The sequence below is a fragment of the Paraburkholderia tagetis genome, assembly GCF_022213065.1.
Classification (GTDB): Bacteria; Pseudomonadota; Gammaproteobacteria; order Burkholderiales; family Burkholderiaceae; genus Paraburkholderia; species Paraburkholderia tagetis.
Genome location: NZ_JAKLJA010000069.1, coordinates 1 through 26,919 on the forward strand (window position 1 = coordinate 1; position 26,919 = coordinate 26,919).

Below are 26,919 nucleotides of genomic sequence, written 5' to 3' on the forward strand. Positions count from 1 at the left end.
GTTCTCTCGGTCTCCCCTCGGTTAGCCGGTAGTCGATCAACCGATCCGAACCGCCGTGTACGGACCCGTACGCACGGTGGTGTGGGAGGGGTCGGGCCGCGAGGCCTGCCCCTATCCCGATTCGCCGCCGAGTTTCAGTGTGTCGAGTCGACACACGGATTGCAGGGAGGTCGAGGCTGGGGCCGCGTCCGTGGATTGTATGTGGGGAGCCTGGCGTACCCGGTTGGGATCCTCGGGCGTTGTGTGGTGGGGCGCTCCGTGTGTGTCGACTCGACACACACGGCTCAACGGCGGTTCGATTGTGGATGAGAACGGGAGGCTGCACGCGGGAGCGATATGCACGCGGGCGCGTGCTAGCTTGAGCCTTCGTAGCTCTGTGTGCCGGAGATGCCGACTGTGTCGAGTCGACACATCGCGCTCCGGCATTAAGCCATCAAGTTGTTATGCGTGGGTGCACGCTCAAGATTGGCGCGGCAGCTAAGGGGTGAACAAAGCGAAAAATTCGACTCAATAACTGATAGGACGTAATTCGGATCGTGGGAGGTCGGCGAGTCGAGCCGTTGCGACTCCCGTCCTAAGGCATGACTCGAACATCGACTAGTCGGGCGAGAGTGAGAGCTTCGTGTGTCGGGTCGACACACGAAGCCTGGGATCAGGGCGTTTGATACGACGCACGCTAAAAGGTGTGTCGAGTCGACACATCGACTCCAATGTTGACTCAAATGTTAACTGGCACAAAAGATTCAGCCGGTGCCCCATGCTGGCGTGTAGAACGCAACGGCGAGCGCCGCCGATTCTGCGGCAGAAGGAACTAGCAGTCAGGCGTTGAATGTCTGCTGGGTGGAAGCCTCTGATGTGTCGAGTCGACACACCAGAGGCAAGACATCGAGCACTCCATTTGGCTCGCCCACGGGTGTGTGTCGAGTCGACACATCAATTGGCGCTGCCGAGATTTCGAGCCCACTAGTTCCAATACCTCCAGGAAGCAGACCCAATGGCGGTTGGCTGAACCTGAGGTCTTTCAACCTTGACGCGGCGATCCCTCTTTCGGATGACTCGCGCACTTTGAACGTCATCAGGTGTGTCGACTCGACACACCGTAACCAGACGCACCAGACTCGCACGTCGTCGCACCGGCACACAAGCGGGTACGCTCTTGCATGAAGACGCCCGATATGACGGTTCACGAAATCCGAACCTGATTCGTGAGCTATGCAATGCCCAACCCACGCCCGCCAATCGATGTGTGTCGACTCGACACACATCACGGCTACCGCGAACCTAGGGCTAATCGAGCTACCCACATTCCCCCAACGGGCCGTATCGACCGCCACGGTTGGTCTTGGCCCAAGGGATGGCCGTTGCTGCCTGGATGTCTCGCTGGCGCAGATGCTGCCCGTGTTCTATTGGGAGGGCGCTCACACAGTGTGTCGACTCGACACACTGTGTGAGCAAGATACCTAAGCCCACTAGATTGGGTGATCCAGTTCAGCGACGGTGGGGTGCTTCGCTTTGCCGATGGTATGACGAAGAAGGTCTCGCCGTGCCGACACAACCAAGCTGTCGAGAGGTTGAGTTGAGGCCGTCCGATCCAAGAGTCTTGCCCCGACGAGTTTAGACTGCCGACTGAAAGAGCAGGGGCTGCGCGTGGTCTACGGGAACGGGCGCGGACTCCAGCAACTCGTTCATCTCTTATCGGATCTTGAGCCTCGCCTGTTCTGCCGAAACTCGGCGCGGGTCCGTGAGCGGAAGCCACTGCCATCGAGCAGCATGATGGATGCACGCGCGATCCGTTCAGTGACTCGGGCGTAACATGCGCGCACGCATGCACCCATTGCGCAGGCTTGGATCGCCGCCGTCAAACTCTTGCTGGGTGACGAGCTTAGTGGCGCAGTCGGGGTATCTGGAGCATCTACGCCTGTTACCTTGGACCAGGCGCCAGGCTAAAGCGTCGGTGAATATGCTGACTCGGCCTGCCGAATCATGCATCGGCAGGCGGCAACTCGCATTGTCCCGAATCGGGCGATGGTGCTTTTCCGTGCGCCGCCTGCTGTCTGATTGGATCGTGGCGACCGACTCAGTCGTGAGCCGTGCTCCGGAAGTATCGTCGCGTATCGCCGGTCCGCACCCACATGACCGGGTAGGAGGAGTCAATCAACGGTACGGTGGGTTCTCGGCGGCACACGATCACTCGTTCTAGACACATTGCTGCGCTACGATCGCAATGCAGGTCCAGCGGTGCTCGAAAAGAAAGCGGCGCCACCTTGACGAAGCTTGGCTAGCTTAAATCACTGCGGAGGCGCCTCCGTCGGACGCGTTTCGCACATCGCCACAGAATTCTATAATGCAACTAACCGTCAAGTAGTGACGAAGGCGCATACAAACTGACGACCCACTCCCAACGGTGGAATTGGCCTCCACGAACCTGCATCCACTACTACTACCGAGATTGGGGCCGGCATGCCGCCGAGCGCAAATCGTAACGGGCAGCCCGCCACCGCCCCCAACGTCGAACCAAACAGAAGGAGGCCATGTCGGGCAAAGTCAGCCACGGCGCGACATTAGGCACAAAAGGGAACGCCCGCAACCGAAGTCATCAAAGCCGGCATTTCAGCGCTCAAACTCAAAGCATTCCCCAGCCCCGGCGAACTCAAACCGCAAGTGTCCGTGAAACATTCTTCGAAAATGGGGAAAATCGCCCAAACCCATATAACACGGGCCTTTACGGGCAATATAGTCACCCCGAAACATCAATGTTTCACGGTTAAATGCGTTTTCGGACCCTAAAAGCCCACGCTACGCTGCACCTGCCCCGCAAACAAGCGAGATTCCCCATTCTCCGTAATTTTTAATACGTACTTTGTAATTTTTAGAATGTCGTCGAGGTCATCGAGGGTCCATCGCATCCATCCAGAAACGCCGCCACGTCCTTATCCAGCAAGCCCTCGAGCCTTCACCGCGTCGCTGGCCAACGCAAAATTCCCTGCGCCGAGATGATGGATCGTATGCAGGTCGCGGTTGCCGTTATCGAACACCCAGTGGCCCCGGTCAAACACGCGCGGGTCTGCCGCAGCCGACACCACTTCGCAGAAACACGTGTCATAGGCATCTTCGGTGTGCCGCTCGGGAATGAGCCGGCATTCCATCCATGCGGCGCAACCTGCTTCGAGCAGCGGCACGCCGAGCACCGGGCCGCTTACGGCTTCGATGTCAAAGCGCTGGAACTTGTCGGCGTCGCGTCCGCTGATGCTGCCGACCGCATAGGTCAGATCCATCGCCGCCGCACCCGGCACGCAGATGCCGAAGGTTCCGCTCGCATGGATGAGTTCGCGCGTGAAGGTTTTTTTGTCGATCACGATGGCGATGCGCGGCGGCGTGAATTCCACCGGCATCGACCACGCGGCGGCCATCACGTTGCGCCGCGCGCCGTCTGCGCTCGTGACGAGCACAGTGGGACCGTGATTGACGAGACGGCTCGCGTGTTCGAGCGCAACGGGTTTGAAGCGGGAGAGGGGTTCCATCGTGCAGTCTGTCCGTGTCGTGTCGAAGTTCGACGGACTGTATAACAGATGGCAAAAATTTGCGGACAGCATCGGCCGCCCACGTGCAACCGCACCGCGCTAGTCAATCGCCTCACGCGAGTGCGCGGCAACATGCTTGCGCACGAGGCCGAGACTGCTCGCATAGCCGTGCGATTGCATCTCGGCAAGCCGGCTCGTGGTGCGCGACACATCGTGCGCGCCGTCGAGGCCGACGAGCGCCGCGCGAATCGGCCGGTCCGAGGCGATGAACAGCGCGTGCTTGCGGTCGTAAAGAATATCGACAAGCCACACGAAACGCTGCAGCACGTCGCGGCGTTTGAGCAGTTCCGTCTCCAGGCGATCGACGATCACGCCGCACCAGCGCTCGGCGAGCGCGAGGTAGTCGAGGTGCGAGCGGGGCGCGCCGCACAGCGCGTCGAAGTTAACCCATACCAGTTGCCTGCCGGCCGCCGTGACCGGCAGCGACCGTCCGGCCACTTCCATCGTCGTCGGATGCACGGCCGCCTGCGCTTCGTATTCGCCAAACAGCGCCCACAGCGGTTCGCGCGTGCCTTCGAGTGGCGCGAAAAAACGCTGTTCGGCCGCTGTCGTGCGGCCAGCATCGTTTTGTTCGCGATAGTCGCGTTCGCCGTCGAATGCGACGATTTCGAAATGCCGCTCGATCCGTTCAATCGTTGGTTCGAAGCGTTCGTGAAACTCCGGGTCGGGCAGCAGATTGCGCGGGCTGTAGTTCGACGTCAGCACGATGCGCGTGCCGCATGCGAGCGCGGTCTCCAGGAAGCGGCCCATCAGGAACGCATCGGCGATGTCGTGCACATGGAATTCGTCGAAGTAGAGCAGGTCGATGCCCTTTAGCCACGCACGCGAGACGTCGCCGAGCCGATCGTCGCTTGTGGGCGCCTGCACGAGCAGCCGGTTCACGTCGCGAATGAACTGATGAAAATGGAGGCGCCGCTTCGTGCACGTGGCAAGCGCATAGACGGTATCGACGATCAGGCTCTTGCCGCGCCCGGGCAGGCCGTGACAGTAGACGCCCTGATACGGCAACCGCCCGGCATACGCGCGTTCGCCGCCAAGCAGAACACACAGCGCGTCGATCGCCCGCTGCTGGCTCTCGTCCGCGACGATACCTTTTTCGGCAAGCGCGCTGGCGATGGAGAGCGGGTCGATCATGCGGCGATCAATGATTGGGAGAACGATGGGAAAGGTGTGCGGCGCACAAGATGGTGCACGCGGTGGCGCGCATGAAAGCGCCAGTTTAACAGGGCGTTAATGGGCACCGCGTTCGAACCTTCATGCCCCAAAGTCCGGGTGTGCTGCGCTTTGTCGTGGCGTTCGCAGCCAGACGCCCACCACCCGCGCTCTCGCCACGCGGGCTCACAGTCGTTCGATCAAGCGCGCGTCGCCGTGATCGCAATACGCATGGCACGCGGCACGCGCGGCGTTCGCCGCGCCGTGCACGAATAGCGGCGCATCGCTGCGTCGCGACATAGAAACTACGATGGACGGCGGCGAGGGCTGCAACGGCAGCTCGATCAATTCGCCGCGCGCGACGAGTTCGTCGACGAAAAGGCGCGGGATGGCAGCCACACCGAAGCCGTCGCGCACGAGCTGCACGATCACCGAAATGGAGGGCGATCCGGTGATGCGCGTCTCGGAGAGCGGCACGCCGTTGGCTAGCGCGAGCTTGCCGACGATATCCTCCATCGCGCGATGCGGCGCGGTTCCGCGCCCGAAGGTGAGAATCGGCTGGCGCAGCACCCGTTTCGCCAGTCCGCTGCGCGAAAGCGGCAGCAGGCCTGCGCGGGCGATCCAGTGCACAGGGTAGTTCGCGAGCGCGTTACATACTACGGATTCCTCATCGCTTCCTTCCACGCGCACGATCAGATCGAGTTCGCCCGCCATCAGGCGGCGTTGCAGCACGACGCTCACGTCCACCGCGAGCTCCACCTCGAGTTGCGGATAGTCGCTCGCGAGCCGCCGCATATAGTCGGCGAGCCAACTGTGCACCACGGTTTCGATCACGCCCAGGCGCAGCTTGCCGCGCATCGCGCTTTCGTTGGACGCGGCGGCCTGCAACTGGCGCGTCGCTTCGACGACGGCCTTCGCATAGCCAAGCAGATATTCGCCGTTCGGCGTGAGCCGGAACTCACGGCTTTCGCGCTCGACGAGCACGGTCTGAAGCTCGTCTTCGAGTGCTTTCAGGCGCTGCGAAATGGCCGCGGGCGTGGCGTGCAGCGCGCTCGCCGTGGTGCGGAAGCTGCGCAGCCGGGCGAGCGTGACGAAGGTTTCCAGAAAGCGTGTGTTCATGGCGTGAGGCGCGCGAAGCGCACCGGAATAAAGACAACGTGACTCGGGAAAACCCGCGTTTTCGTTAAGAAATTCTATTCATCGGAGCCAAAAAAAACTAGTTGGCGTCAAATTTTCTTTTTTTCTATGCTTCGCTCTAACTACCCGAAACGTCCCAAATCATGAGCCCATTCGAATTCCGCCAGGCCATTCGTCACCGCGATTTCCGCGGCCCGACCGCCGGCCATTGCGGCGAGTACGCACAAGCCAATCTGGCGATTCTGCCGGCCACCCATGCGCACGATTTCCTGCGCTTTTGCCAGGCGAATCCGAAGCCGTGTCCGTTGCTCGGCGTGGGCGAGCCCGGCGACTTCCGTGTGCCGATGCTGGGCCGCGACATCGATATCCGCACCGACGTGCCCGCCTATAACATCTACCGCGACGGCGCATTGAGCGAGCGTGCCGAATCGATCGAGGCCCTGTGGCAAGACGATTTCGTGGTGTTCGCGATTGGTTGCTCGTTCTCGTTCGAACATATGCTCGCGCTCGAAGGCATCGGGCTGCGTCACGTGGAAGAAGGCCGCAACGTGCCGATGTACCGTACCCACATCGCGAACCGCCGCGCGGGCGTGTTCGGCGGCGAGCTGGTGGTTTCGATGCGCCCCATGCGCGGCGCCGACGCGATTCGCGCCGTGCAGATCACGAGCCGCTTTCCTGGCGTGCACGGCGCACCCGTGCATATCGGCGACGCATCGGAACTCGGCATTGCCGATCTCGCAAGTCCCGAGTTCGGCGACGCGGTGACGATTCGTCCCGGCGAACTGCCTGTCTACTGGGCGTGCGGTGTGACGCCCCAAACCGCGCTGATGGCCGCGAAGTTGCCGATCGCCATCGCGCATGCGCCCGGCCACATGCTGATGACCGACATCACGAATGCATCGCTAGCCGTGTTCTGAACCCGACGGCGCACCCGCGCCACATTTTCCCTACGCGTCTATCAAAAGGAGCAACAGATGGACAGCAAGACACTCGCGGCAAGCGCCGGCGAAGCCGGTCACTCCGGCAATATTGGAGACATCGGCGATATCGGTGAACGGTCCGGCACCCAGCATCTGTCGTGGTATGCCGAAGCGGGCCCGCGCGCGCGCCGTGCGTTCTGGAGCTGCAAGGTGGGCTACATGCTCGACGGCATGGACACGCAGATGCTTTCCTTCGTGATCCCGACGCTCGTCGCCACCTGGGGCATTTCGCTTGGCGACGCCGGTTTTATCGGCACCATGACGCTGCTTTCGTCGGCGCTCGGCGGCTGGATCGCCGGCATTCTCTCGGACCGCATCGGTCGCGTGCGCACGCTGCAGCTCACCGTGCTGTGGTTCGCGGTGTTTACCGGCCTGTGCGGGCTCGCGCAGAACTACGGCCAGTTGCTCGCCGCGCGCTCGCTGATGGGCTTTGGCTTTGGCGGCGAATGGACGGCGGGCGCCGTGCTGATTGGCGAAGTGATCCGTGCACGCGACCGCGGCAAGGCGGTGGGTCTCGTGCAATCGGGCTGGGCGATTGGCTGGGGCCTGGCCGCGCTGCTCTACGCCGTGCTGTTCTCGGTGATGGCGCCAGCAATCGCCTGGCGCGCGCTGTTCCTGGTGGGTCTCGTGCCCGCATTGCTCGTGCTGGTGATTCGTCGATATGTCAAGGAACCCGAAGTATTCGAGCACGCGAAGGCGGTGCAGAAGGATGCACAGGACACCCCGCGTTTTACCGAGATTTTCTCGCCGAAGCTGCTTTCCACGACGCTGCGCGCCGCGCTGCTGACCACGGGCGCGCAAGGCGGCTACTACGCGATTACGACCTGGCTGCCGACGTTTCTCAAGACTGAACGCCATCTCACCGTGATGGGCACCGGCGGTTACCTCGCGATGATTATCGTGGGCTCATATGTGGGCTATCTGTCGAGCGCATGGCTCACCGACCGCCTCGGCCGCAAGCCCAACTTCATCCTGTTCGCCGTGGGTTCGATGGCGATTGCCTTTGCCTACACGTCGCTGCCGCTCACGAATAGCTCGATGCTGTGGCTCGGCTTTCCGCTCGGCTTCTTTGCTTCGGGCATTTTCTCGGGCATGGGCGCATTCCTCACCGAACTCTTTCCCACCCGTGTGCGTGGTTCGGGCCAGGGGTTCTGCTACAACGTGGGCCGCGCGATCGGGGCGCTCTTTCCGGTGCTGATTGGCGCACTCTCGAAGCAATTCGGCCTTGGCCCGAGCATTGGCATGTTTGCAGTGGCGGCCTATGGCGTGTTGATCGTCGCCGCGCTCACGCTGCCCGAGACACGCGGCCGCGAGCTGGAACAGGCTTGAGTTTGGCCTGAATCGCGGGGCCGCTTCCAATGGGCCTGGATTCGCTCCCGAGCTCGCTCATCAATATATCGTTATCCTAATAGACTACGCATCAGATCATGACTCACGTTCACGCTTCCGACGCTTGCACTGACGCTTGCACGCCTTCCCGCTGGCAATTCTGGATCGACCGTGGCGGCACGTTCACCGACATCGTCGCGCGTCGCCCCGACGGCACGCTCACCACGCACAAGCTGCTTTCCGAGAACCCCGAGCAATACCGCGACGCGGCGGTGGCCGGCATCCGCCATCTGCTCGGATTGCACGCCGATCAGCCGATCACGCCACGCGAGGTGGAAATGGTGAAGATGGGCACGACGGTCGCCACGAACGCGCTGCTCGAACGTAAGGGCGAGCCGGTTGCGCTCGTGACCACGCGTGGCTTTCGCGACGTGCTGCGCATCGCGTATCAAAACCGTCCGCGCCTGTTCGATCTTGACATTGCACTGCCCGAAGCGCTGTACGAGCGCGTAGTCGAAATCGACGAACGCGTGAGTGCGCAGGGCGACCTGGTCGCGTCGCTCGATCTGGCCCGTGCCGAAGCCGCGTTGCGCGAGGTCTACGATGCGGGCATTCGCGCGCTCGCCATCGTGCTGATTCACGGCTACCGCCATACCGCGCATGAAAGCGAACTCGCGGATCTGGCGCGGCGCATCGGCTTCACGCAGGTTTCGGTGTCGCACGAAGTCTCGCCGCTCATGAAGATGGTCTCGCGCGGCGACACCACCGTGGTCGATGCCTATCTCTCGCCGATCCTGCGCCGCTACGTCGATCAGGTCGCGAGCGAGATGCCGGGCGTCAATCTGCAATTCATGCAGAGCAGCGGCGGCCTCACGCGCGCGGACCGCTTCCAGGGCAAGGACGCCATTCTCTCCGGACCGGCGGGCGGTATCGTCGGCATGGTGCGCGCCGCGCAGGCGGCGGGCTTCGAGCGCGTGATCGGCTTCGATATGGGCGGCACTTCCACTGACGTCTCGCATTTCAACGGCGAATTCGAGCGCGTGTTCGAGACCCAGGTGGCGGGCGTGCGCATGCGTGCGCCGATGATGAGCATTCATACCGTGGCAGCGGGCGGCGGCTCGGTGCTGGGTTTCGATGGCGCACGCTTGCGCGTGGGCCCCGATTCGGCGGGCGCTAACCCTGGTCCTTGTGCTTACCGGCGCGGCGGTCCGCTCACCGTGACCGACTGCAACGTCATGCTCGGCAAGATCCAGCCCGAGTATTTCCCTCACGTGTTCGGCCCGCACGCAAACGAGGCGCTCGATCGCGACGCGGTGGTCGCACGCTTTAACGCGCTCGCCGATGAAATCTGCGCGGCCACAGGCCAGCGCCGCACGCCGGAAGAAATCGCCGAAGGCTATCTGGAGATCGCCATCGGCAGCATGGCGAACGCCATCAAAAAGATCTCGGTGCAGCGCGGCCACGACGTCTCGCAATACGTACTCACGACCTTCGGCGGCGCGGGCGGCCAGCATGCCTGTGGCGTGGCCGACGCGCTCGGCATGAGCCGCGTGTTCGCGCATCCGCTCGCGGGCGTGCTCTCGGCGTTCGGCATGGGACTCGCCGATCAGACCGCGATGCGCGAGCGCGCGCTCGAAATCGTGCTCGAAGACGCGTCGCTTGCCAGCATCGACGCCGCGCTCGACGCGCTCGCACAGGAAGCAAGCGGCGCGTTGCTCGAACAGGGCGTGGACGCCGCGCGCATCAGCACGGCGCGGCGCGTGCATTTGCGTTATCAGGGCACCGATTCGGCACTCGCGGTGAGCGCGGACAACGTGCAAGCGATGCGCGCCGCGTTCGAAGCCGCCTACCGGCAGCGCTACGCATTCCTGATGCCGGATACGCCGCTCGTGGTGGAACTGGCATCGGTCGAGGCCATTGGTCACTCGGACGCGCAGCCCGTGATGGGCACGCTCGCGCCGCGCGTGGCGGGTGAAGGGGGCGAGGCGCCAGCGGTTCAGGCGCGCGTGCGTCTCTATTCCGGTGGCTGCTGGCATGACGCTTCGCTCTATCTGCGTGACACGCTCATGGCCGCCGATGTGCTTGACGGCCCTGCGATCATCGCCGAGAGGAACGGCACCACCGTGGTCGAGCCGGGCTGGCAGGCGGTGCTCACCGAGCAAGGCAACGTCGTGATGACGCGCGTACTGCCACTGCCCACGCGCCGCTCGATCGGCACCGAGGCCGACCCGGTGCGGCTCGAGATCTTCAACAACCTGTTTATGTCGATCGCCGAGCAAATGGGGCTGCGCCTGCAAAACACGGCGTATTCGGTGAACATCAAGGAGCGGCTCGACTTCTCGTGCGCGATCTTCGATGCGGCGGGCAACCTCATCGCGAACGCGCCGCATATGCCCGTGCATCTGGGATCGATGGGCGAGAGCATCAAGACCGTCATCGAGCGCAATCGCCGCAAGATGCGCGACGGCGACGTGTTCATGCTCAACGACCCGTATCACGGCGGCACGCACCTGCCTGACGTGACGGTCATCACGCCCGTGTTCGCTGATGACAGCGAGGAGCCGCTCTTTTACGTGGGCTCGCGCGGCCATCACGCGGACATCGGCGGCATTACGCCGGGCTCGATGCCGGCGGATTCGCAGCACATCGAAGAAGAGGGCGTGCTCATCGACAACTGGCAACTCGTTTCAGCAGGTGCGCTGCGCGAGCGCGAAACGCGCGAGTTGCTGGCCTCGGGCCGCTATCCGGCGCGCAATGTCGATCAGAACATGGCCGACTTGCGCGCGCAGGTGGCCGCGAACCAGAAGGGCGTGGACGAATTGCGCCGCATGGTCGCGCAGTTCGGCCGCGAAGTGGTGCTTGCGTTCATGCAGCACGTGCAGGACAACGCGGAGGAAGCGGTGCGCCGCGTGATCGGTGCGCTCAAGGACGGCGCGTACCGCTACGCGCTGGACAACGGCGCGGTGATCGAAGTGGCGATACGCGTGGATGCGCAGTCGCGCAGCGCGGCCATCGACTTCACCGGCACCTCAGGGCAATTGCCGAACAACTTCAACGCGCCGAAAGCCGTGTGCATGGCGGCGGTGCTCTATGTGTTTCGCACGCTGGTGGGCGACGACATCCCGCTCAACGCGGGCTGCCTCAAGCCGCTCACGGTGACGGTGCCCGAGCGCTCGATGCTCAACCCCGCGTATCCGGCGGCGGTGGTCTCGGGCAACGTGGAGACTTCGTCGGCGATCACGAATGCGCTCTACGGCGCGCTCGGCATCGTGGCGTCGAGTCAGGGCACAATGAACAACTTCACCTTTGGCGACGCACGTTACCAGTACTACGAAACGATTGCAGGCGGTAGCGGCGCGGGCGAGGGCTTCAACGGCGTCGACGCAGTGCAGACCCACATGACCAACTCGCGCCTGACCGATCCCGAGGTGCTCGAATGGCGCTATCCCGTGCGGCTCGAATCGCATTTGATCCGCGCGGGATCGGGCGGCGGCGGGCGCTGGCGCGGTGGTAACGGCGCGGTTCGGCGCATCCGCTTCCTCGCACCGATGACGGCTTCGATCCTCTCGAACAACCGCATCCACGCGCCGTTCGGCGCGGCGGGCGGACGGCCCGGGTGCGCGGGGAGCAACCGCGTCGAACGCGCGGACGGCGAGATCGTGGCGCTTGGGCATATCGCCAGCGTGGAGATGGGCGCGGGCGATGTGTTCGTGGTCGAGACGCCGGGAGGCGGTGGCTACGGGGACGTATGAGCGTGGTGCCGTGTCGCCTGCTATCGGCAGCTTGCTGTTAGCGGGCGCATGGCGTGCAGGGGCGGTGAGGTCGGGCACGTCTGTGGTACGACCTGACCGTCATCACCGTCGCGCGCCGCCCCAAAGACGCCGCGAGAAATCTTCGATCTCCCCACTAAGGCGCCGCTTCTGCAGCGTGCGAGTCCAGCTTGCCGATAGCCCCGCGGCGCCTAGCAGCCGAAGATACTGTTTGTCGTCGAAAGGCGTGTGCCAGGCGATGGCTGCGGCGTCGCGCAAGGAAACGTCGCTGATGCGCGAGGCAAGCTCCAGCGGCGCGTCGGAACCGACGCGGCCGGCCGCGATGATGCGGTAGAGCCAGCCCACGCGCGCGGCGTTCTGCATTCGCTGCGAGAGGTCTTCGATGGCGAAGTGAAAATTCACCTTGAAGCAGGGCGAGCGCGGTTGCGTCACCTGGATCAGTGCATCGCCCCAGCGAAAGATATCGCCGATAAAGACGTTTTCCTCGGTCAGTCCAGCGCTGGAGAGGTTTTCGCCGAACGACGGGGCGGCAAATCGCTCAGCCTGTGCGGGAAACTCACGCGCCCAGTGAGCATAGTGCTCGCGCGGATAGTGGCATAGCGCGCGGTCGGGGCCGCCGTGGATGCCCTTTTCTGCCTGTTCGTCTCCTTCAAGGCCGCGTTCGGTCAACATCAGCGTGCCGTTCACTGCACGTTTGGCGATTGCGCTTGGGCGGCCGCCGGGGTAATCGCGAATCGCGCCGGTAAAGACAGCTATGGGATAGTTCATTGGTGACTCCATCTGCATGAGCCCACATGCTCTGCGCTTTGGCCGCGTCGTGCAATTCGAAATCGCGAAGTGCGGGGTAATACGCGACGTTCGGCCGCGCGTAATGGCGCGTATACAGCCCAATTAGCGTTCCCCGTTCGCCTCGCTCTCCAGCAAATTGAGCAGCACCCTGGCGGCTTCGCTCATCTGGCCCGTGTCGCGGTGCACGATGCCCACGTCGCGATGAAACGTATGGTGACCGAGGTCGATCGCGCGCACTTTGGCTGGCCAGCGCCGGTAGGTCGCGGTCTGCGGAACGAGGGCCACGCCCACTCCGTTCTCCACCAGCTTGACGATGGCCTCAAGCTCGTCGAGCTCGCACGCGTCCTGCACCGGCAACTGCATGCGCCGCAAGAAGCGGTCGACTTGCCGGCCGCCGAACGACGCGCGGTCGTAGCGGATATAGGGCTGCGTGGCGAGCAGTTCCATCCAGTCGTCGCCCTTTACACGGCGCGGCACGATTAACCGATAGGGCTCCTGCGCGAGCGGGGTCCAGCGCATATCGCTCTGGAGTGCGAAGGGTGGGCGAATGAGGGCGGCCAGATCGATCTCGCCCGCGTCCACGAGATTGAGCAGTTCCATCGATACCCCAGGAATCACGCGCGTACTCGCACCAGGGCACTGCTTGCGGAACGCCGCTAGCGCATCGGGCAGCAGCGCGCGCTGCACCGAGGCGATTGCACCGATATTGACCCGCACGGCTACGGCCGGGTCCACGGTCACGGCGCTCAGGTTGCCGTATAGCCGGATGACCTCCTGCGCCTGCACGAGAATCTGCTGGCCGCGCGCATTCAGGCGCGCGTTGCGCCCTTCGCGGTCGAACAGCGCGAAACCGAGTTCAGCTTCGAGACGTTGCATTTGCGCGCTCACGGCGGCTTGCGTGAGGCCGATCCGGTTGCCGGCGGCGGCGAACGTGCCCTCGCGAGCGACGGCAATCAGTGTCTTCAGTTCGCGAATCATTCACAAATTCCGTTTATGAATAGCGAAATTATATATTGATTTTATTTTTAAACCGCGCCGTCTATGATGGCCCGACTCGCACAGTGAATATGGAGCGCATCATGAGCCTTTCCCCGTTTCACCTGGCCATTCCCGTCTACGATCTGGCTGCCGCGCGCGACTTCTATGGCCGCGTGTTCGGTCTCGAAGAGGGGCGTTCGAGCGACCAGTGGGTCGATTTCGACTTTTTCGGTCATCAACTCGTGATTCACGAGCACCCGAAAACCGCCTCGCAGGAAAGCGCGCATACCAATGCAGTGGACGGCCACAACGTGCCGGTGCCGCATTTCGGCGTGGTGCTGGAATGGAGTCAGTGGGAAGCGCTCGCGCAGCGGTTGCGCGAGTTCGGCACGCAATTCGTGATCGAGCCGCATATCCGCTTTCAGGGGCAGGCGGGCGAGCAGGCCACCCTGTTTTTGTTCGATCCGTGCGGCAACGCGCTCGAATTCAAGGCGTTCAAGGACATTGGGCAGCTTTTTGCCAAATGAACTTGCGCGGCGCGTTCCGCCGCGCGCATCAAACTTGCCTTAGCTCTGCGCGATGAAGTTGCGCACGTGCGTATTGAAGAGGTCGGCGTGCGTGCCGTTCATGCCGTGCGTCGCGCCTTTCATCGTGATGCGTTGCGCGAAGTCGATCCACTCTTCGAGCGCTTCGACGTTGTTGCGGAACATCGCCGGGCTGCGCTGGCCGTCGATCAGCAACGTGCGGCACTTGATGTCCGCTGCGGGGCGGCGCGTATAGGCGGGCAGCGGGTCGAGCAACTGCTTGGGCAGCGTCGTGGCATTGGCGATGGCCATTTCGCGGAAGGCGTGCGGGCTCTTGCGCCAGGCGCCCGGCATGCTCACCGAGTCCACGAACAACTCCAGCCCTTCTTCCAGTTCGCCGCGCTCGATCAGATCGGCCGCGCGCGTGCGCAGCGCATTGGTGGCGGGCGGGAGCACGTCTTCGTCGTCTTCGAGGCGGCGCAGCGGGCCGCCCGGATCGGCGAGCACGAGCGTGCGCACGAGGCGCGGATAGCGTCGCGCAAGCTGATACGCAATCGAGCCGCCGCGCGAATGGCCCACCACGTGCACCGATTCGAACCCCATCGCGACGATGAAGTCGGCCAGTTCGTGCAGATGGCTTTCCCAGCCGAATTCGCCTTGAATGCAGGCGTCGGCGGCCGGCCAGTAATGGCTCAGGCTCGGCGCGATGCAGCGGAAATCGTCCGCGAGACCGTCCAGTTGCGGCGCCCAGTAGCGGTAGTCGCACAGCGAGCCGTGCACGAACAGCAGCGGCTCACCTGTCCCCCGTTCGAGGTACGGCAGTACGACGCCCGAATCCAGCGTCGCGAACGACAGGTCGGGCGGAGCAAGTAGGGCGGGGTCGATGCGTTGGTTCACGGAGATCACTCCAGTCGCGGAGATGACACTTTGCCGCACGTCGAGCCTTAAGGGAAACGCAATTAATTGAACGTTGCCATCAGGTTTTCTGATTGAAATATGGTTGAAAGGAAATGGCGCTTCCCCGTCGCTTCCCCGTCGCTTCCGGCCTTTGGCAACGCTGACGCGAATTACGCCTCCGGAAACGTACCGTGTAATCGCGAGCTTGATGTCACACCGATGCGCCGGCCGATCCGCAGCCCGTCGCGGCGTGACGCTGATAGACTCCGGCCGGCATTCAGCAATAACCCAACGGAGTTCATTCATGCACCGAAACCTGGTTCGCTTTTGTCTTGCTGCTGCGGCGTGCCTGCTTGGCGCTTGCAGCACGGCGAGTACCGCTACTTCGTCGAATGCGGCCGGCGCCGATCGCGATGCGCATGGGTGCATTGGATCCGCAGGCTTCTCGTGGTGCGAACATACGCAGCGCTGCGAACGCCCTTGGGAGCTCGCGAAGCAGAAGGGCTTTGCTGCCTCCGAAGCGAACTTCGGGCAGTATTGCGCCACCGGAGCAGCTAACTAACGAGCGGGGCCGCAAGCTCGACGTACCGCCCAGTCGGGTAGGCTTACCGATTCCGGAAATTTTCGGTATTTATTTAGGATTACAGGAGATTATATTTTTCGATTTATCGATCGTTTTGCCTTTTTTCAGGACACATTTACGAAATATCACAACGTGATATATATCCTATACTGATCATGGGGATCTGTGCAGATGCACAGGAGTGCAATCGGAACCGATGATCGCGGAGGCAAATCATGGAAGGCAAACTCTCCAATCCGGCACCCCTCGGACTAGCCGGGTTCGCATTCACGACGTGGATGCTCAGCATGGTCAACGCCGGCTGGTTCAGCTCCGACGCGTTGGGCCTCGTGCTCGCACTGGCATTTGCCTTCGGCGGCACGGCGCAAATGATCGCGGGCGTAATGGAGTTTCCGCGCGGCAATACGCTCGGCACGGTGGCGTTCCTCAGTTACGGCGCGTTCTGGTGGTCGTTTGCGCTCTTCGTCGCATTCCTCGGAACAAAGGTGCCTGAAGCGTTCGTCGGTTGGTATCTGCTGGTATGGGGCGTGTTTACGTTCTACATGTGGATCGGCTCCATGCACACCAGCACGTCCGTGCAACTCGTGTTTCTCGCGCTCTGGATCACCTTTCTGCTTCTGGCGATCGGCGCGTTCACGGGCTCGCAGCTCGCCACGCATCTGGGCGGCTATGTGGGCCTGATTACGGCTGCGCTGGCGTTCTACGCGTCCGCCGCCATGGTCATCAACGAAAGCTTCGGGCGCACCGTGTTGCCCACTCATCCCTACGTAGAACCGCCGCATCCCCACGCAGCGTAGCGGCTCCGCGCCGGCGGGGGCGCGTGCCGAGGGCGCTTCCCGCCGGAGGCATGGCAGCGCAACGTCCTCAACCAGGAGGAAGCCATGTCTGAACATCTAATCTTTCCCGTGACAGCAGAATGGGCGCAGCACGCCTCGCTCGATCAGGCGCGCTATGAGGAGATGTATCGCCGCTCCGCCGAAGACCCGGTGGGTTTTTGGGGTGAGCACGGCAAACGTCTCGACTGGATCAAGCCGTACACGCAGGTCAAGGACGTTTCGTTCGCGAGCCAGGACCTGCATATCCGCTGGTTTTACGACGGCACGCTCAATGCCTGCAGCAATTGCCTGGACCGCCACCTCTCCACGCGCGGCGATCGGGCCGCCATCATCTGGGAAGGCGACGATCCCGCCAACAGCCGCACGCTAACGTACCGCGAGCTGCATACCGAAGTCTGCAAGTTCTCCAATGCGCTGAAATCGCTGGGCGTGAAGCGCGGCGAGCGCGTGACCATCTACATGCCGATGATTCCCGAGGCGGCTGTCGCGATGCTTGCATGCGCGCGCATCGGTGCAATTCACTCCGTGGTGTTCGGTGGCTTCTCGCCCGAAGCGCTGGCGAACCGTATTCAGGATTGCCAATCGAATATCCTGATTACCGCCGATGAAGGCGTGCGCGGCGGCCGCGCGATCGCGATGAAGGAGAGCGCCGACGCCGCGATGGAAAAATGCCCCGAGGTGCGCACCTGCGTCGTGGTCCGGCGCACGGGCGGCAAGGTCGGCTGGCGCGAAGGCCGCGATCACTGGTACGAAGATCTGATGAGCCGGAGCGCCGCGGATTGTCCGCCGGAAGAAATGAATGCCGAAGATCCGCTGTACATCCTCTACACCTCGGGCTCGACGGGCAAGCCCAAAGGCGTCGTGCACACCACGGGCGGCTATCTCACCTATGTGGCGATGACGCACCAGTACGTCTTCGACTATCGCGATAGCGAGATCTACTGGTGCACCGCCGACGTGGGCTGGGTCACGGGGCACAGCTATATCGTCTACGGTCCGCTTGCCAACGGCGCCACCACGCTGATGTTCGAAGGCGTGCCGAATTACCCGGACAGCGCGCGTTTCTGGCAGGTGTGCGACAAGCATAAGGTGCAAGTCATCTACACCGCGCCAACCGCGATTCGTGCACTGATGCGCGACGGAGACGGTCCGGTCAAAAAGACCTCGCGCAAATCGCTGCGGCTGCTCGGCACGGTGGGCGAGCCGATCAACCCGGCGGCGTGGCTCTGGTATTACGAAGTGGTGGGCGAAAAGCGCTGTCCCGTGATCGACACCTGGTGGCAAACGGAAACCGGCGGCATTCTGATTGCGCCGCTGCCGGGCGCGATGACGCTCAAGCCCGGCGCCGCCACGCGGCCGTTCTTTGGCGTGCGTCCCGCGCTCGTCGGCGAGAAGGGCGAGATCATCGAGGGAGAGGGCGCGGGCAGCCTCTGCATGCTCGACTCGTGGCCCGGGCAGATGCGCTACGTGTACGGCGATGCGGAGCGGATGCGAACGACCTATTACAGCCAGTTCGAAGGCAAGTACTACACGGGCGACGGCTGCTATCGCGATGCGGATGGCGACTACTGGATCACGGGGCGTATCGACGATGTGGTCAACGTTTCGGGCCACCGGCTAGGCACAGCGGAAGTGGAAAGCGCGCTGGTGACGCATCCGTGCGTTGCCGAGGCGGCCGTGGTGGGCTTTCCGCATTCGCTCAAGGGGCAGGGCATCTATGCCTATGTGACGCTCAAGGTGGGCGTGGAGCCCACGGAGCCACTGCGCCAGGCGCTGGTCGCGCTGGTGCGCAAGGAAATCGGCCCGATCGCGAGTCCCGATTTCATTCAGTGGGCGCCCGTTTTGCCGAAGACCCGCTCCGGCAAGATCATGCGCCGCATCCTGCGCAAGATTGCCGATGGCGACTACGACAATCTGGGCGATGTCTCCACGCTGGCCGACCCGCGCGTCGTCAAGGAACTGATCGATCATCGGATCGCGCATTGAAGCGCAAGCATTAACCCGAGCTTCACGATGAGAGGCGGCGCGATGGATCAAGTTCATGATCCATCGCGCCGCGCTTTATTTGCCAGTGACCGTGCGCACTCGACGCTTTGCGCGTGTCCGCCATGTCATCGGGCCGCGCGGTGCCCACGGCGGAGTCAGGCCTTCTTGACGTAAGCGTTGCACCACCCCTTCGCATAAACGAGCTTGTTGCCGTAGGTGGGGCAGGGGCCTGTCGTCGAGCCGGGCTTGCCGCCATACAACTGGCAATTGGCGCAGGTCTGCCCGGCCTGGTAGCGGGCGAACTTCGACTTGTCGACTTTGGTTGCGTCTTCCTTGTAGCCGAGGGCCTTTGCGGTGGGGTCGCTTTCGGAGAGCACCGGAGCGTCGGCTCGCGACTCGGTGGAAAGCACGGTGGTCGACGCGACAGAGGCGGCAATGATCATGAAACGCCGGCGGGAGACTGGCATGATATGGACTCCTGTGTGTAATGGAGCACACGGGAGCCGGAGGAGCGCCGGATGCCTTGCACGCATCGCCCAGGGTCCGGTGACTTCAAGTGTATCCCGTGGTCCATGGAAGCTCGATCAGCATATGCCATACCCACCGGCTGCACACTGTGCATCGCCGGATTCGCTGGCGCCTGCATGCCCTCGAAGCAGCCCGGTGGGCGATTTCGTCGGCATCGACTTCTACAACACTGGTACGGGAATCAATATATCACGTTGTGACATATAAATGCGCACCCGATGTGCCGGATGCGCTGGATGCGCCGCCCGCGCGCGCGGCGCGCGATCAGCCGCGCGCTTGCGCCTCTCGCAGGCCGGCGAGCGACTCGCGCTGATTTCCTTCGGCGTCGAAGTTGCCTGCCTCGAGCCACGTTTCAAACGCGCGCTTCACGCCTGGCCAGTCCTTGTCGACGATAGCGAACCACGCGGTGTCGCGGCTGCGCCCCTTGTACACGATGGCCTGCCTGAAGGTGCCTTCGTATTCGAATCCGAGCCGCAGCGCGGTCCGGCGCGAGGGCGCATTGAGGCTGTCGCATTTCCACTCGTAGCGCCGGTAGCCCAGCTCGTCGAATGCGTAGCGCATCAGCAGATACTGTGCCTCGGTGGAGAGCGCCGTGCGCTTGAGCAACGGGGAGAAAACGACGTTGCCGACTTCGATCACGCCGTTCGCCGGGTCGATGCGCATTAGCGAGAACGTGCCCACGGCCTTGCCGGTCGACCGGTCGACGACCGCGTAATGCAGCGGGTCGGTGGAGGCCGCCACTTTCGCGAGGTAGGCACGATACGACGCGAGATCCGCGAACGGGCCGACCGTAAGATAGGTCCAGTCGCTGCCGTCCGTGGCCTGGTTGTAGGCATCGAAAAGGTCGGCGGCGTGGCGTTCGACGTCGATGGGCTCGATGCGGCAGCGCGTGCCCTCGATGCTCACGCGCGCGGGCCGCTCGCGCGCGCTCCAGCCGGAAAGGTCGACGCCGATGGGTTGCTCGTATTCGTTCGTTCTCGCTGCCATGCTTTGCTTGCTCCGTTCGCGCGACCGGGCGGTCGCCTGCGTGACGCGGTTGATCGAGGGTCACCGCTAAAGTACCGCGCGCGTGGCTCCTTGCAAAGGTCCACGGGGTGCGACGTCGTTGGGGCCACGGGGGGCCGTGCCCAAGCTGTGCCCAAGCTGCGCCGAAGCGTGCCTAAGCCGCACCTATGCCACGCTGGTGCCGCACGAAATTTCGCGCGGTGTGTAACCCGTTGCGCATTGCGGACGAATTAGCCTGAAGAGACCCGGAGGCGGGTGGCGCACGGCATGCGCGGGCGGTTTCATCGGCGGAGAACGAAAGCGTGGGCTGGGCGGATACAGCGGCGGGATGGATGCGGGCGGACGAGCGCGACGCACGAGCGGCGCACGGGGCGCATGGCGTGCATGGTGCGTGCCGCGCCGCGAGCGCTATTGCGGGCGCGAACGCCATGGGCTACGCTCAGTCGACCCTGCCCATGCTGGGCGGCGGCGTTGTTGGCGCCGCCGCATGCAAGCCTCCTGCAAGCTTCGAGGCGGGTGCGGAGATTGGCGCGGGCGCGCCATCCCGTCGGCCGGAGCACACAGGACGCCCCTTGCATCCCGCGGAAATCCGTCTCAAAGCGTTGTTCGTCGACGGTCTCGAAGGCGACGCCGACGCCTATCGCCTTTTCCTCCAGGCGCTCACGCGGCACTTGCGCGGCTATCTGCGCAGGCGCATTCCGCAATTGCATGAGGACGTGGAAGACCTCGTGCAGGAGATCCTGCTCGCGGTGCACAACGCGCGCCACACGTGGCGCCCCGACGAACCGCTGACCGCGTGGGTGCACGCCATCGCCCGCTACAAACTGATGGATTTTTTTCGCTCGCGGGCTCGCCGCGAATCGCTGAACGACCCGCTCGACGATCACACCGACCTGTTCGCCACCGCCGACGACGAGCCGGCGCAGGCGCGCCGCGACATCGGCAAGCTGCTCGACCAGTTGCCGGACAAGCAGCGCCTGCCCATCGTTCACGTGAAGCTCGAAGGGCGCTCGGTGGTGGAGGCCGCGCAGCTCACGGGGCTTTCGGAGTCGGCCGTGAAGGTGGGCATTCACCGCGGCCTGAAGGCGCTCGCGGCGCGCATTCGGGGGGCGCAATGAAAACCGACGACCTCATCGACCTGCTATCCAGCGGCGTGACACGCGTGGACCGCAAGGCGGTCGTGCGCCGCTTCGCGCGCGCGTTGCCGCTCGGGCTTGCCGGATCGCTCGTGATCGTCATGTTGCTGTTCGGCGTGCGGCCCGACCTCATGAGCGTCGCGCAAACGCCGATCTTCTGGGCGAAGCTCGCCTTTCCGCTTGCCGTGGCGCTCACCGCCGCGCGGGTCGTGAGCCGGCTGGGGCGCCCGGGCGTGCGCGGCGGCTATGCGTGGGCGCTGGCGGCCGTGCCGTTCATCGCCGTGTGGGTGGGCGGATGGATCACGCTCGGCGCCGCCACGCCCGCCGAGCGCGTGCCGCTCATGCTCGGCATGTCGTGGCGCACCTGCCCGTTCAATATCCTGCTGCTTTCGGTGCCTACGTTCGCGGCGGTGTTCTGGGCCGCGCGCGGCCTTGCGCCCACGCGCCCGCGTCTGGCCGGCGCTGCGGCGGGGCTATTCGCGAGCGCGCTTGCCACCATCGCCTACTGCCTGCACTGCCCGGAGATGAGCCCGGCGTTCTGGAGCATCTGGTATGCGATCGGGATGTTGCTGCCTGCTGCTATCGGCGCGTGGCTTGGGCCGCGGTTGTTGCGCTGGTAGGTTGAGGCGCGCGCAGCGTCGGCTTATCGCAACTCATACCGAAGGGAGCCTGGTCGATCTGCGCGATGGTGTATTCGAATCGCCCGGTCAACTCCCGTAGGTCCACTCGTGCTGCGAGGCGATCAGCCGGGGCGGCGGATTGCAGCCGCAGCGGCACAAGTCGTTCTCCAGTGCGGGCAGTTTGTCATCGATGGCGTCCGCTTCGTCACGTGGGCCGTCCCTCGATGCGCCCCACGGTGCCGCAGGCGGGGCGCTGCACGCGCGCGCCAAGGTAGCTCATGCCGCGCTCATCCACGCCCGCGTCCTCGATGCCTTCGAGCACGGTGCCCCCTGCCGTGGTCCGGTCCAGCCGGAGAATGCAGGCACGTTCAGCCATGAACCGCTCCCACCCATTCCCAATCGGTCCTGTCCGTGTCGTCGCGGCTCGACGGCATGCGCTGCCCCCGGCTCAGCGTTACGACGCTCGCGAGGTCGTACCAGGTCGGTTCCTGTCGGTACAGGTCATGCGGGCGGATGCGCCTGACCCAGCGCCCGCTGCGCGGACACTCGGCCCCTGGCTCGCAGAACTGCACGGTGTCCGCGATCATGTCCAGCGACCACTGCTTGACGGGCGTGGGTGCGGTGGCTTCCCACACCCACTGCACCGGGCCGTCGATGTTGATGTCGCCGTACTTCGTGTCCATGGGCATCGTCACGTCGTCCGTCGTTGCAACATCGCCCGCCTTGAACGGCTTCAGCAGCAGGCCGCGATAGCCGCCACTGGTGCGCACCGGGCGGTACAGGCCGTCTTCGGTGAAGGTCTGACCGGGCTTGACCGGCTGCCAGGACATATCCTGGCGGTGCGTGGCTTCCCATTGCTCACGCTCTTCGGGCGTTGAGGGGTAGTCGCGGCCAAACGTTATGCTGGTCGGCTCCTTATTATTTGAATGAAAATCGACCCGCGACAAATTCGTTGCAAGTCCAACGACTTCGATATTCATGAACACGCCGATATTGAAATCGTAAGTACCAGCCGAAAATTTATCAACGGATGACGTTTTTATCTTGAACACTGCAGAACCACGCGGCGCAAGACTCACTTCACCGTTAGTGAATTCATTCGAATTCTCGAGCGCCTCCCCAGCCAATCCAAAAGCAAATTGAGGCTTACGTACAGTGCTTACACCCAACATATCCCTACCAGGCCCACCATCCCATTTGTCCGGCGTACTGAACTTAATAGGGTATTCTCCTCCGTTGGAGAACCGAACAGATACCAAAAATCCACCCTTGACACGATCAATCGAATTCAGCGAAACATCCAGCTTCACCAGCTTTCGCCCATCTCGAATCCCCGAATTTGTTAGTGACTCAACCAATTGAGCTATCTGATTCACCAAAGGGCGACTGAAATTTTTTACATAGCTACTTCTAATTTTACCGTCGCACTTCGCCGTGTAAAGGTCAGTAGTTGGTACTTCGCCTGCCGAGTCCTCGGGCGAGCACAACAAATCCGCGAGCTTCTTAGCGTCCCCCAAATCCCGATTCAAGAGCTTCATCTCGAAAACCCCTGCGCCGTTGATGTTCTTTTTGAGGATGGAATCGCCAATCTCTACCGTCAACACCCCATCGGAAACAGAAATTGAATTATCTCCATAGCTATTAATACTACCTTCTGATGCACCATTAGTCGTATAGCTAAATTGCATTGATTGACTCCCCGCGTTTGCGTTTTCAGCACATGCTCCCCCAAGAACAAGCAAGGTGAGAACAGCGCATCTAAAACTTCGGACCAACGAATTACGATTCATAGCCAACCCGCCACAATTTATTCGTCGCCAGAGAAAACTGACGCCGCACATATTCCAAATAGTACGGCTTGATAGTTGCGCGCCCATTCTTGACGGCTAGGAGCGCTCCATAGCCCATCAGATTCGTCGGCGAGCGACCCTGCCACAACAGACATCCCGCCTTTGCATCGACCAGTGGAAAATCAATCTGCTCGTTCTTTATGTAGGACTCGTGGAGCCAACCACCTCGAGCATAATACTCATCCGGGAAATTAAAATAGTGACCGCACTCATGTGCTTCTACATGCGCCACGTCACAATCTCGCAACATGTTGTTATCGAGATATTTATACTGCTCCCCCCATGATCCTGTATCAGCACGAAGAACGGCAGGATACAAGTGCAGTGAGACGTGTTCGTTGAAATTTTTGAGCGACGTACCTTTGATCGACACACGAAGGTCGGCTTTGAAATTAACCTTTACCCGGCATCCACACGCTGCGCCCTTAGAACAGCCGTCCAAAATTAGCTTGTAGCCCCCCTTATTCAACACTCCCTCGATACGATTTCTCAACGCACCGACATCATATTTTTCCCCAACAGCGTCACGGTAAACCATCTTCACGCCGTCAACGATATCGCCCGGTGCCATCCTGGAGTGAACTTCGAAAGTGTATGGAAGCGATTGCTCGTCGGCTGTGAGATCAGGCTTTCCCGCCGCATCGACCGGCACCAAATCCATTGGAATTAACATCACCCTGACGGTACAGGTAATGGTCTTATCCTGTTCGCTGTACGCAAATTCAAAATACGAATCTCGAGACCCCCCGCCCCTGTATTGCGTCCCTGTCTTCTTATCAACCCATTTCGTCCGGTTATCCTCCATGCCCCAATACGATATGGCTTCGACATGTCCCTTGATGTCGGATTTCATGTCTGTAATTTTCCAGTCGCAGGGGACCGCATTCGCGAGCTTGATTGGATCGGGCGCGACCGGGGTTTGCTGCTGGTCGCCAGGCGTTTTGATTGCGATCTTCCCCTTTGGCCCCCACGAATCAACGTTCGTGGGTTTCCCGTCAAACGGCGAATAGGCCGACGCACCTTGCGGTACGCCACCGCTGGATAGACCCGAAAAAAAGTCACTGAACGGGGACGGCGCAACCACGCCTGCGTCAGGTGCAGGTGCAGGTGCAGGTGCAACCATGGTCTCTGCAGCGTTCATTTCGGGCGCGGGTGCGGGCGCCGGCACGAAATCCGGGTTCTTCCTCCACACCTCGCAACTTGTCGTATACGGCACGAACTTCGGCGCGAACGCCGCGCCGCCCAGGTCCATCTGCGCGGGGCCGATCTTCTTCAGGGCGGTCGTCCGGAACAGCGCGCCCCCGCGTGAGCCGAACTCGATGCCACCCGGCGAGAGCTTCATGTACGTGCCGCCGCAGGCCAGCACGATCTCCTTCGAAGACTTCACGTGCAGCACCCCGTCAACCGTCTCGAAGGTCATGTCACCCTGCGAGGCGAGTTGCGCGCGGCCACGCTGGGCCTGCATCACCAGATCGCCCGCCGCCGTGATAAGGCTCATGCCCTTCTGCGAGAAGAACGACACCACGCCGCGCGCCATGGCCGTGAAGCGCTTGAGCGTGCTGAAGTGAATGCCCTTCTTCGCCGTGCCGATGATCGAACCATCGGCTGCGAACTGCACGCCGTCGCCCGACACGATGCCAGCCGGTCCAGGACCGGTCACGAGCACACCCGGTTTCTTCAACTCATGCAGGCCGTCATGGATCGCCTGCTGCGCGTTCGTGTCGGCGGGCGACGCCTTCGACGCTTCAGCGGAGTCGGCAAGTGACTTGCTCATCATCCGGTGATCCTTCAACTGCGCGTCCGTCTCGTCCATGGCGAGTACCTTGCCGCTGCCGCCCGCCTGGTTGTGCGCCGTCACCATCACGCCTGCACCGCCGCGGCCAACCAGATGGCCCGAGGTGCGCAGCTCCGCACCGGTGCCGCGCTCATTTAGATCACGGTCGGGAATGAAGCCCAGGTTGAGCTGCGAGCGGCCCGAGTGCTCCGTGCTCAGTTCAATGCCCTGCTGGTTATCCCAATCCTCAAACCAGAGCTTGTTGCCCGAGCGCGTGCGGATCTCGCTGCGCGACATGCGCCTGCGCGAGCTGTTGATGAGGTCCGGGTTTCTGGCCGTCGGAATGAAGGCCAGTGCAAACGGCTTGTTAGGGTTGCCTTCGTAGAATCCCGCTATGCCGAAGTCGCCATCCACGGGGGGCATGTTCAGCCCCGAGCGGTTCTTGCTGGCGAAGGGCTTCGCCATGCGCAGCGGAATGCTCTCCACGCCCTTCGGCCAGTTGCCGAAGTCGCAGTGAAAACGCACGATAATGCGCCCCTCTGCATCCAGGTAGGGGTACGTGTAGTCATTTGGCGATTTGACCGTGAACCCGAGTGTATGGACGCGAGGCCACTTCGATTCATCGACCGGGAGCCGGTACGGCCGGTTGGACGGGATCGCACGGAACGTGTTCCGGTAGTTCGCGTTAGGTGCGCCACGATGCACGACCTTCGTAACGAACACACCTTCCTTTGCGTCGAGCGTGCCGTCCTGATTGTCGGCCAGCGTATCGGGCTTCACGATGCACCCTGGCCTGATCGAAGGTATCGTGGACTTCGCCTTGCAGGTGACCTGCTGCGCGCGCGCCGCCTCATGCCGCAAGGTCGCCTCGCGCTTCGCCCCCGCCTCGTCCCCGTGATGCGTGCCCCACACCATGGGCGTACCCATGGTCGTGTTGTCATGCCCCTCCGTGCTGAACTCGTCGCGCGCCTGTCCTTCCTTGCGGATGATCATGGCGTGGTTGTCGGGGCTAAAGTCCGCGACGATGAACGACTCGGGAATGGCGCGGGTTTTGACCTTCAGCGAATAGATCGACTCTTCGAACGTATGCATGCCCGACGGGGGGCGATCCTTCACCGAGATCGCGGGGCGCGAATAGCCGTCGATATCGTCCGCGATGACCTGCACTTCGCCATGTCGGTCCTCTTCGGTGAACATGAAGAGCCCCGCCTGCTCCATTTCCAGCCGGCAATACGCCCAGTCGCCCATGTTGTACTGCATGCGAAACGGGTGTCGTGGATGCTGCCGCCGCAGGCGCTGCACCACCCGCACCCATGGGCGCAGATCGTTGCGCTTGATCACTTCCTCGATGATGTCGGCTGACGTTTTGTTCTGGTAGGTCGCACAGTTGCTGGGACCATCGAGCTTTGCTAGGTGCTGGCGGATTTCGACGCGGTAGATGCAGCCATCACGGGACTTCGACAC

Annotated in this window: 19 protein-coding genes and 1 pseudogene; 9 read left to right on the forward strand and 11 right to left on the reverse strand. The window is 62.6% G+C overall.

The genetic code is table 11. The features are described from left to right. Window positions 1-2,930 precede the first annotated feature (2,930 nt). The 3 genes from L5014_RS36110 to L5014_RS36120 all read right to left on the reverse strand — a co-directional run bounded on the left by L5014_RS36110 (window position 2,931) and on the right by L5014_RS36120 (window position 5,852). Window positions 2,931-3,521, reverse strand: coding sequence for a flavin reductase family protein (locus tag L5014_RS36110; RefSeq protein ID WP_238468669.1), 591 nt, complete (start codon window positions 3,519-3,521; stop codon window positions 2,931-2,933). A gap of 99 nt (window positions 3,522-3,620) precedes the next feature. After that, on the reverse strand, window positions 3,621-4,715 hold the full coding sequence (gene zapE / locus L5014_RS36115) for a cell division protein ZapE (RefSeq protein WP_238468670.1): 1,095 nt from the start codon (window positions 4,713-4,715) through the stop codon (window positions 3,621-3,623). Between the two features lie 204 nt (window positions 4,716-4,919). Further along, window positions 4,920-5,852, reverse strand: a complete 933-nt coding sequence (locus tag L5014_RS36120; protein ID WP_238468671.1) for a LysR family transcriptional regulator — start codon at window positions 5,850-5,852, stop codon at window positions 4,920-4,922. Window positions 5,853-6,013: 161 nt separating this feature from the next. Between L5014_RS36120 and L5014_RS36125 the strand changes: the two genes are divergently transcribed. From L5014_RS36125 to L5014_RS36135, 3 genes are all read left to right on the forward strand, one after another. After that, entirely contained in the window at window positions 6,014-6,787 is a 774-nt protein-coding gene (locus L5014_RS36125) for a putative hydro-lyase (RefSeq protein ID WP_238468672.1), read from the forward strand. A gap of 57 nt (window positions 6,788-6,844) precedes the next feature. Further along, window positions 6,845-8,179: an MFS transporter gene (locus tag L5014_RS36130; RefSeq protein WP_238468673.1), complete on the forward strand. Its 1,335-nt coding sequence runs from the start codon at window positions 6,845-6,847 to the stop codon at window positions 8,177-8,179. Between the two features lie 98 nt (window positions 8,180-8,277). Next, on the forward strand, window positions 8,278-11,931 hold the full coding sequence (locus tag L5014_RS36135; protein WP_238468674.1) for a hydantoinase B/oxoprolinase family protein: 3,654 nt from the start codon (window positions 8,278-8,280) through the stop codon (window positions 11,929-11,931). Between the two features lie 102 nt (window positions 11,932-12,033). Here L5014_RS36135 and yiiM read toward each other — a convergent pair whose 3' ends face one another. Beyond that, a complete protein-coding gene (gene yiiM / locus L5014_RS36140) occupies window positions 12,034-12,735 on the reverse strand; it encodes a 6-hydroxyaminopurine reductase (RefSeq protein WP_338019385.1) in 702 nt (233 codons plus the stop codon). A gap of 105 nt (window positions 12,736-12,840) precedes the next feature. Next, window positions 12,841-13,716: a LysR family transcriptional regulator gene (locus tag L5014_RS36145; protein WP_238468676.1), complete on the reverse strand. Its 876-nt coding sequence runs from the start codon at window positions 13,714-13,716 to the stop codon at window positions 12,841-12,843. A gap of 101 nt (window positions 13,717-13,817) precedes the next feature. On the opposite strand from L5014_RS36145, the gene L5014_RS36150 reads away from it, so the two are divergent. Further along, window positions 13,818-14,243 (forward strand): VOC family protein, encoded by a 426-nt coding sequence (locus L5014_RS36150; RefSeq protein WP_238468677.1) that lies wholly within the window; start codon window positions 13,818-13,820, stop codon window positions 14,241-14,243. Window positions 14,244-14,282: 39 nt separating this feature from the next. Here L5014_RS36150 and L5014_RS36155 read toward each other — a convergent pair whose 3' ends face one another. Then, window positions 14,283-15,137 (reverse strand): alpha/beta fold hydrolase, encoded by an 855-nt coding sequence (locus L5014_RS36155; protein ID WP_238468678.1) that lies wholly within the window; start codon window positions 15,135-15,137, stop codon window positions 14,283-14,285. A 304-nt stretch (window positions 15,138-15,441) separates the two neighbouring features. On the opposite strand from L5014_RS36155, the gene L5014_RS36160 reads away from it, so the two are divergent. From L5014_RS36160 to acs, 3 genes are all read left to right on the forward strand, one after another. Beyond that, window positions 15,442-15,699 (forward strand): hypothetical protein, encoded by a 258-nt coding sequence (locus tag L5014_RS36160; RefSeq protein WP_238468679.1) that lies wholly within the window; start codon window positions 15,442-15,444, stop codon window positions 15,697-15,699. Window positions 15,700-15,935: 236 nt separating this feature from the next. After that, window positions 15,936-16,517: an acetate uptake transporter gene (locus L5014_RS36165; RefSeq protein WP_238468680.1), complete on the forward strand. Its 582-nt coding sequence runs from the start codon at window positions 15,936-15,938 to the stop codon at window positions 16,515-16,517. Window positions 16,518-16,601: 84 nt separating this feature from the next. Continuing rightward, on the forward strand, window positions 16,602-18,542 hold the full coding sequence (gene acs / locus L5014_RS36170; protein WP_238468681.1) for an acetate--CoA ligase: 1,941 nt from the start codon (window positions 16,602-16,604) through the stop codon (window positions 18,540-18,542). A 155-nt stretch (window positions 18,543-18,697) separates the two neighbouring features. On the opposite strand, the gene L5014_RS36175 is transcribed toward acs, so the two are convergent. Together L5014_RS36175 and L5014_RS36180 are read right to left on the reverse strand one after the other, a co-directional pair. Beyond that, the gene (locus L5014_RS36175) at window positions 18,698-19,009 is read right to left on the reverse strand and encodes a high-potential iron-sulfur protein (protein WP_238468682.1); all 312 of its coding nucleotides are present in this window, start codon (window positions 19,007-19,009) and stop codon (window positions 18,698-18,700) included. Window positions 19,010-19,343: 334 nt separating this feature from the next. After that, window positions 19,344-20,057, reverse strand: a pseudogene (locus L5014_RS36180) (GNAT family N-acetyltransferase); the annotation flags it as partial. 590 nt (window positions 20,058-20,647) lie between these two features. Between L5014_RS36180 and L5014_RS36185 the strand changes: the two are divergent. Further along, entirely contained in the window at window positions 20,648-21,193 is a 546-nt protein-coding gene (locus tag L5014_RS36185) for a sigma-70 family RNA polymerase sigma factor (protein ID WP_238468688.1), read from the forward strand. Continuing rightward, complete coding sequence (locus L5014_RS36190) at window positions 21,190-21,831, forward strand: DUF1109 domain-containing protein (RefSeq protein ID WP_238468684.1); 642 nt, start codon at window positions 21,190-21,192, stop codon at window positions 21,829-21,831. The genes L5014_RS36185 and L5014_RS36190 overlap by 4 nt, the downstream gene beginning before the upstream one ends. Window positions 21,832-22,036: 205 nt before the next feature. Here L5014_RS36190 and L5014_RS36195 read toward each other — a convergent pair whose 3' ends face one another. The 3 genes from L5014_RS36195 to L5014_RS36205 all read right to left on the reverse strand — a co-directional run. Further along, entirely contained in the window at window positions 22,037-22,207 is a 171-nt protein-coding gene (locus tag L5014_RS36195) for a PAAR domain-containing protein (RefSeq protein ID WP_238468685.1), read from the reverse strand. After that, window positions 22,200-23,519 (reverse strand): hypothetical protein, encoded by a 1,320-nt coding sequence (locus tag L5014_RS36200; RefSeq protein WP_238468686.1) that lies wholly within the window; start codon window positions 23,517-23,519, stop codon window positions 22,200-22,202. The genes L5014_RS36195 and L5014_RS36200 overlap by 8 nt, the downstream gene beginning before the upstream one ends. A 91-nt stretch (window positions 23,520-23,610) precedes the next feature. Continuing rightward, window positions 23,611-26,919 (reverse strand): type VI secretion system Vgr family protein (locus L5014_RS36205; RefSeq protein ID WP_238468687.1); only part of this gene is annotated, 3,309 nt, incomplete at its 5' end.

What these genes read in the sequence shown, in the direction of transcription:
- L5014_RS36145 (WP_238468676.1), bottom strand. Translation starts at nt 13,716, where the DNA reads ATGATTCGCGAACTGAAGACACTGATTGCCGTCGCTCGCGAGGGCACG.
- L5014_RS36135 (WP_238468674.1), top strand. Translation starts at nt 8,278, where the DNA reads ATGACTCACGTTCACGCTTCCGACGCTTGCACTGACGCTTGCACGCCT.
- L5014_RS36120 (WP_238468671.1), bottom strand. Translation starts at nt 5,852, where the DNA reads ATGAACACACGCTTTCTGGAAACCTTCGTCACGCTCGCCCGGCTGCGC.
- L5014_RS36175 (WP_238468682.1), bottom strand. Translation starts at nt 19,009, where the DNA reads ATGCCAGTCTCCCGCCGGCGTTTCATGATCATTGCCGCCTCTGTCGCG.
- acs (WP_238468681.1), top strand. Translation starts at nt 16,602, where the DNA reads ATGTCTGAACATCTAATCTTTCCCGTGACAGCAGAATGGGCGCAGCAC.
- L5014_RS36200 (WP_238468686.1), bottom strand. Translation starts at nt 23,519, where the DNA reads ATGCAATTTAGCTATACGACTAATGGTGCATCAGAAGGTAGTATTAAT.
- L5014_RS36130 (WP_238468673.1), top strand. Translation starts at nt 6,845, where the DNA reads ATGGACAGCAAGACACTCGCGGCAAGCGCCGGCGAAGCCGGTCACTCC.
- L5014_RS36160 (WP_238468679.1), top strand. Translation starts at nt 15,442, where the DNA reads ATGCACCGAAACCTGGTTCGCTTTTGTCTTGCTGCTGCGGCGTGCCTG.
- L5014_RS36195 (WP_238468685.1), bottom strand. Translation starts at nt 22,207, where the DNA reads ATGGCTGAACGTGCCTGCATTCTCCGGCTGGACCGGACCACGGCAGGG.
- L5014_RS36190 (WP_238468684.1), top strand. Translation starts at nt 21,190, where the DNA reads ATGAAAACCGACGACCTCATCGACCTGCTATCCAGCGGCGTGACACGC.
- L5014_RS36125 (WP_238468672.1), top strand. Translation starts at nt 6,014, where the DNA reads ATGAGCCCATTCGAATTCCGCCAGGCCATTCGTCACCGCGATTTCCGC.
- L5014_RS36165 (WP_238468680.1), top strand. Translation starts at nt 15,936, where the DNA reads ATGGAAGGCAAACTCTCCAATCCGGCACCCCTCGGACTAGCCGGGTTC.
- yiiM (WP_338019385.1), bottom strand. Translation starts at nt 12,735, where the DNA reads ATGCAGATGGAGTCACCAATGAACTATCCCATAGCTGTCTTTACCGGC.
- L5014_RS36150 (WP_238468677.1), top strand. Translation starts at nt 13,818, where the DNA reads ATGAGCCTTTCCCCGTTTCACCTGGCCATTCCCGTCTACGATCTGGCT.
- zapE (WP_238468670.1), bottom strand. Translation starts at nt 4,715, where the DNA reads ATGATCGACCCGCTCTCCATCGCCAGCGCGCTTGCCGAAAAAGGTATC.
- L5014_RS36110 (WP_238468669.1), bottom strand. Translation starts at nt 3,521, where the DNA reads ATGGAACCCCTCTCCCGCTTCAAACCCGTTGCGCTCGAACACGCGAGC.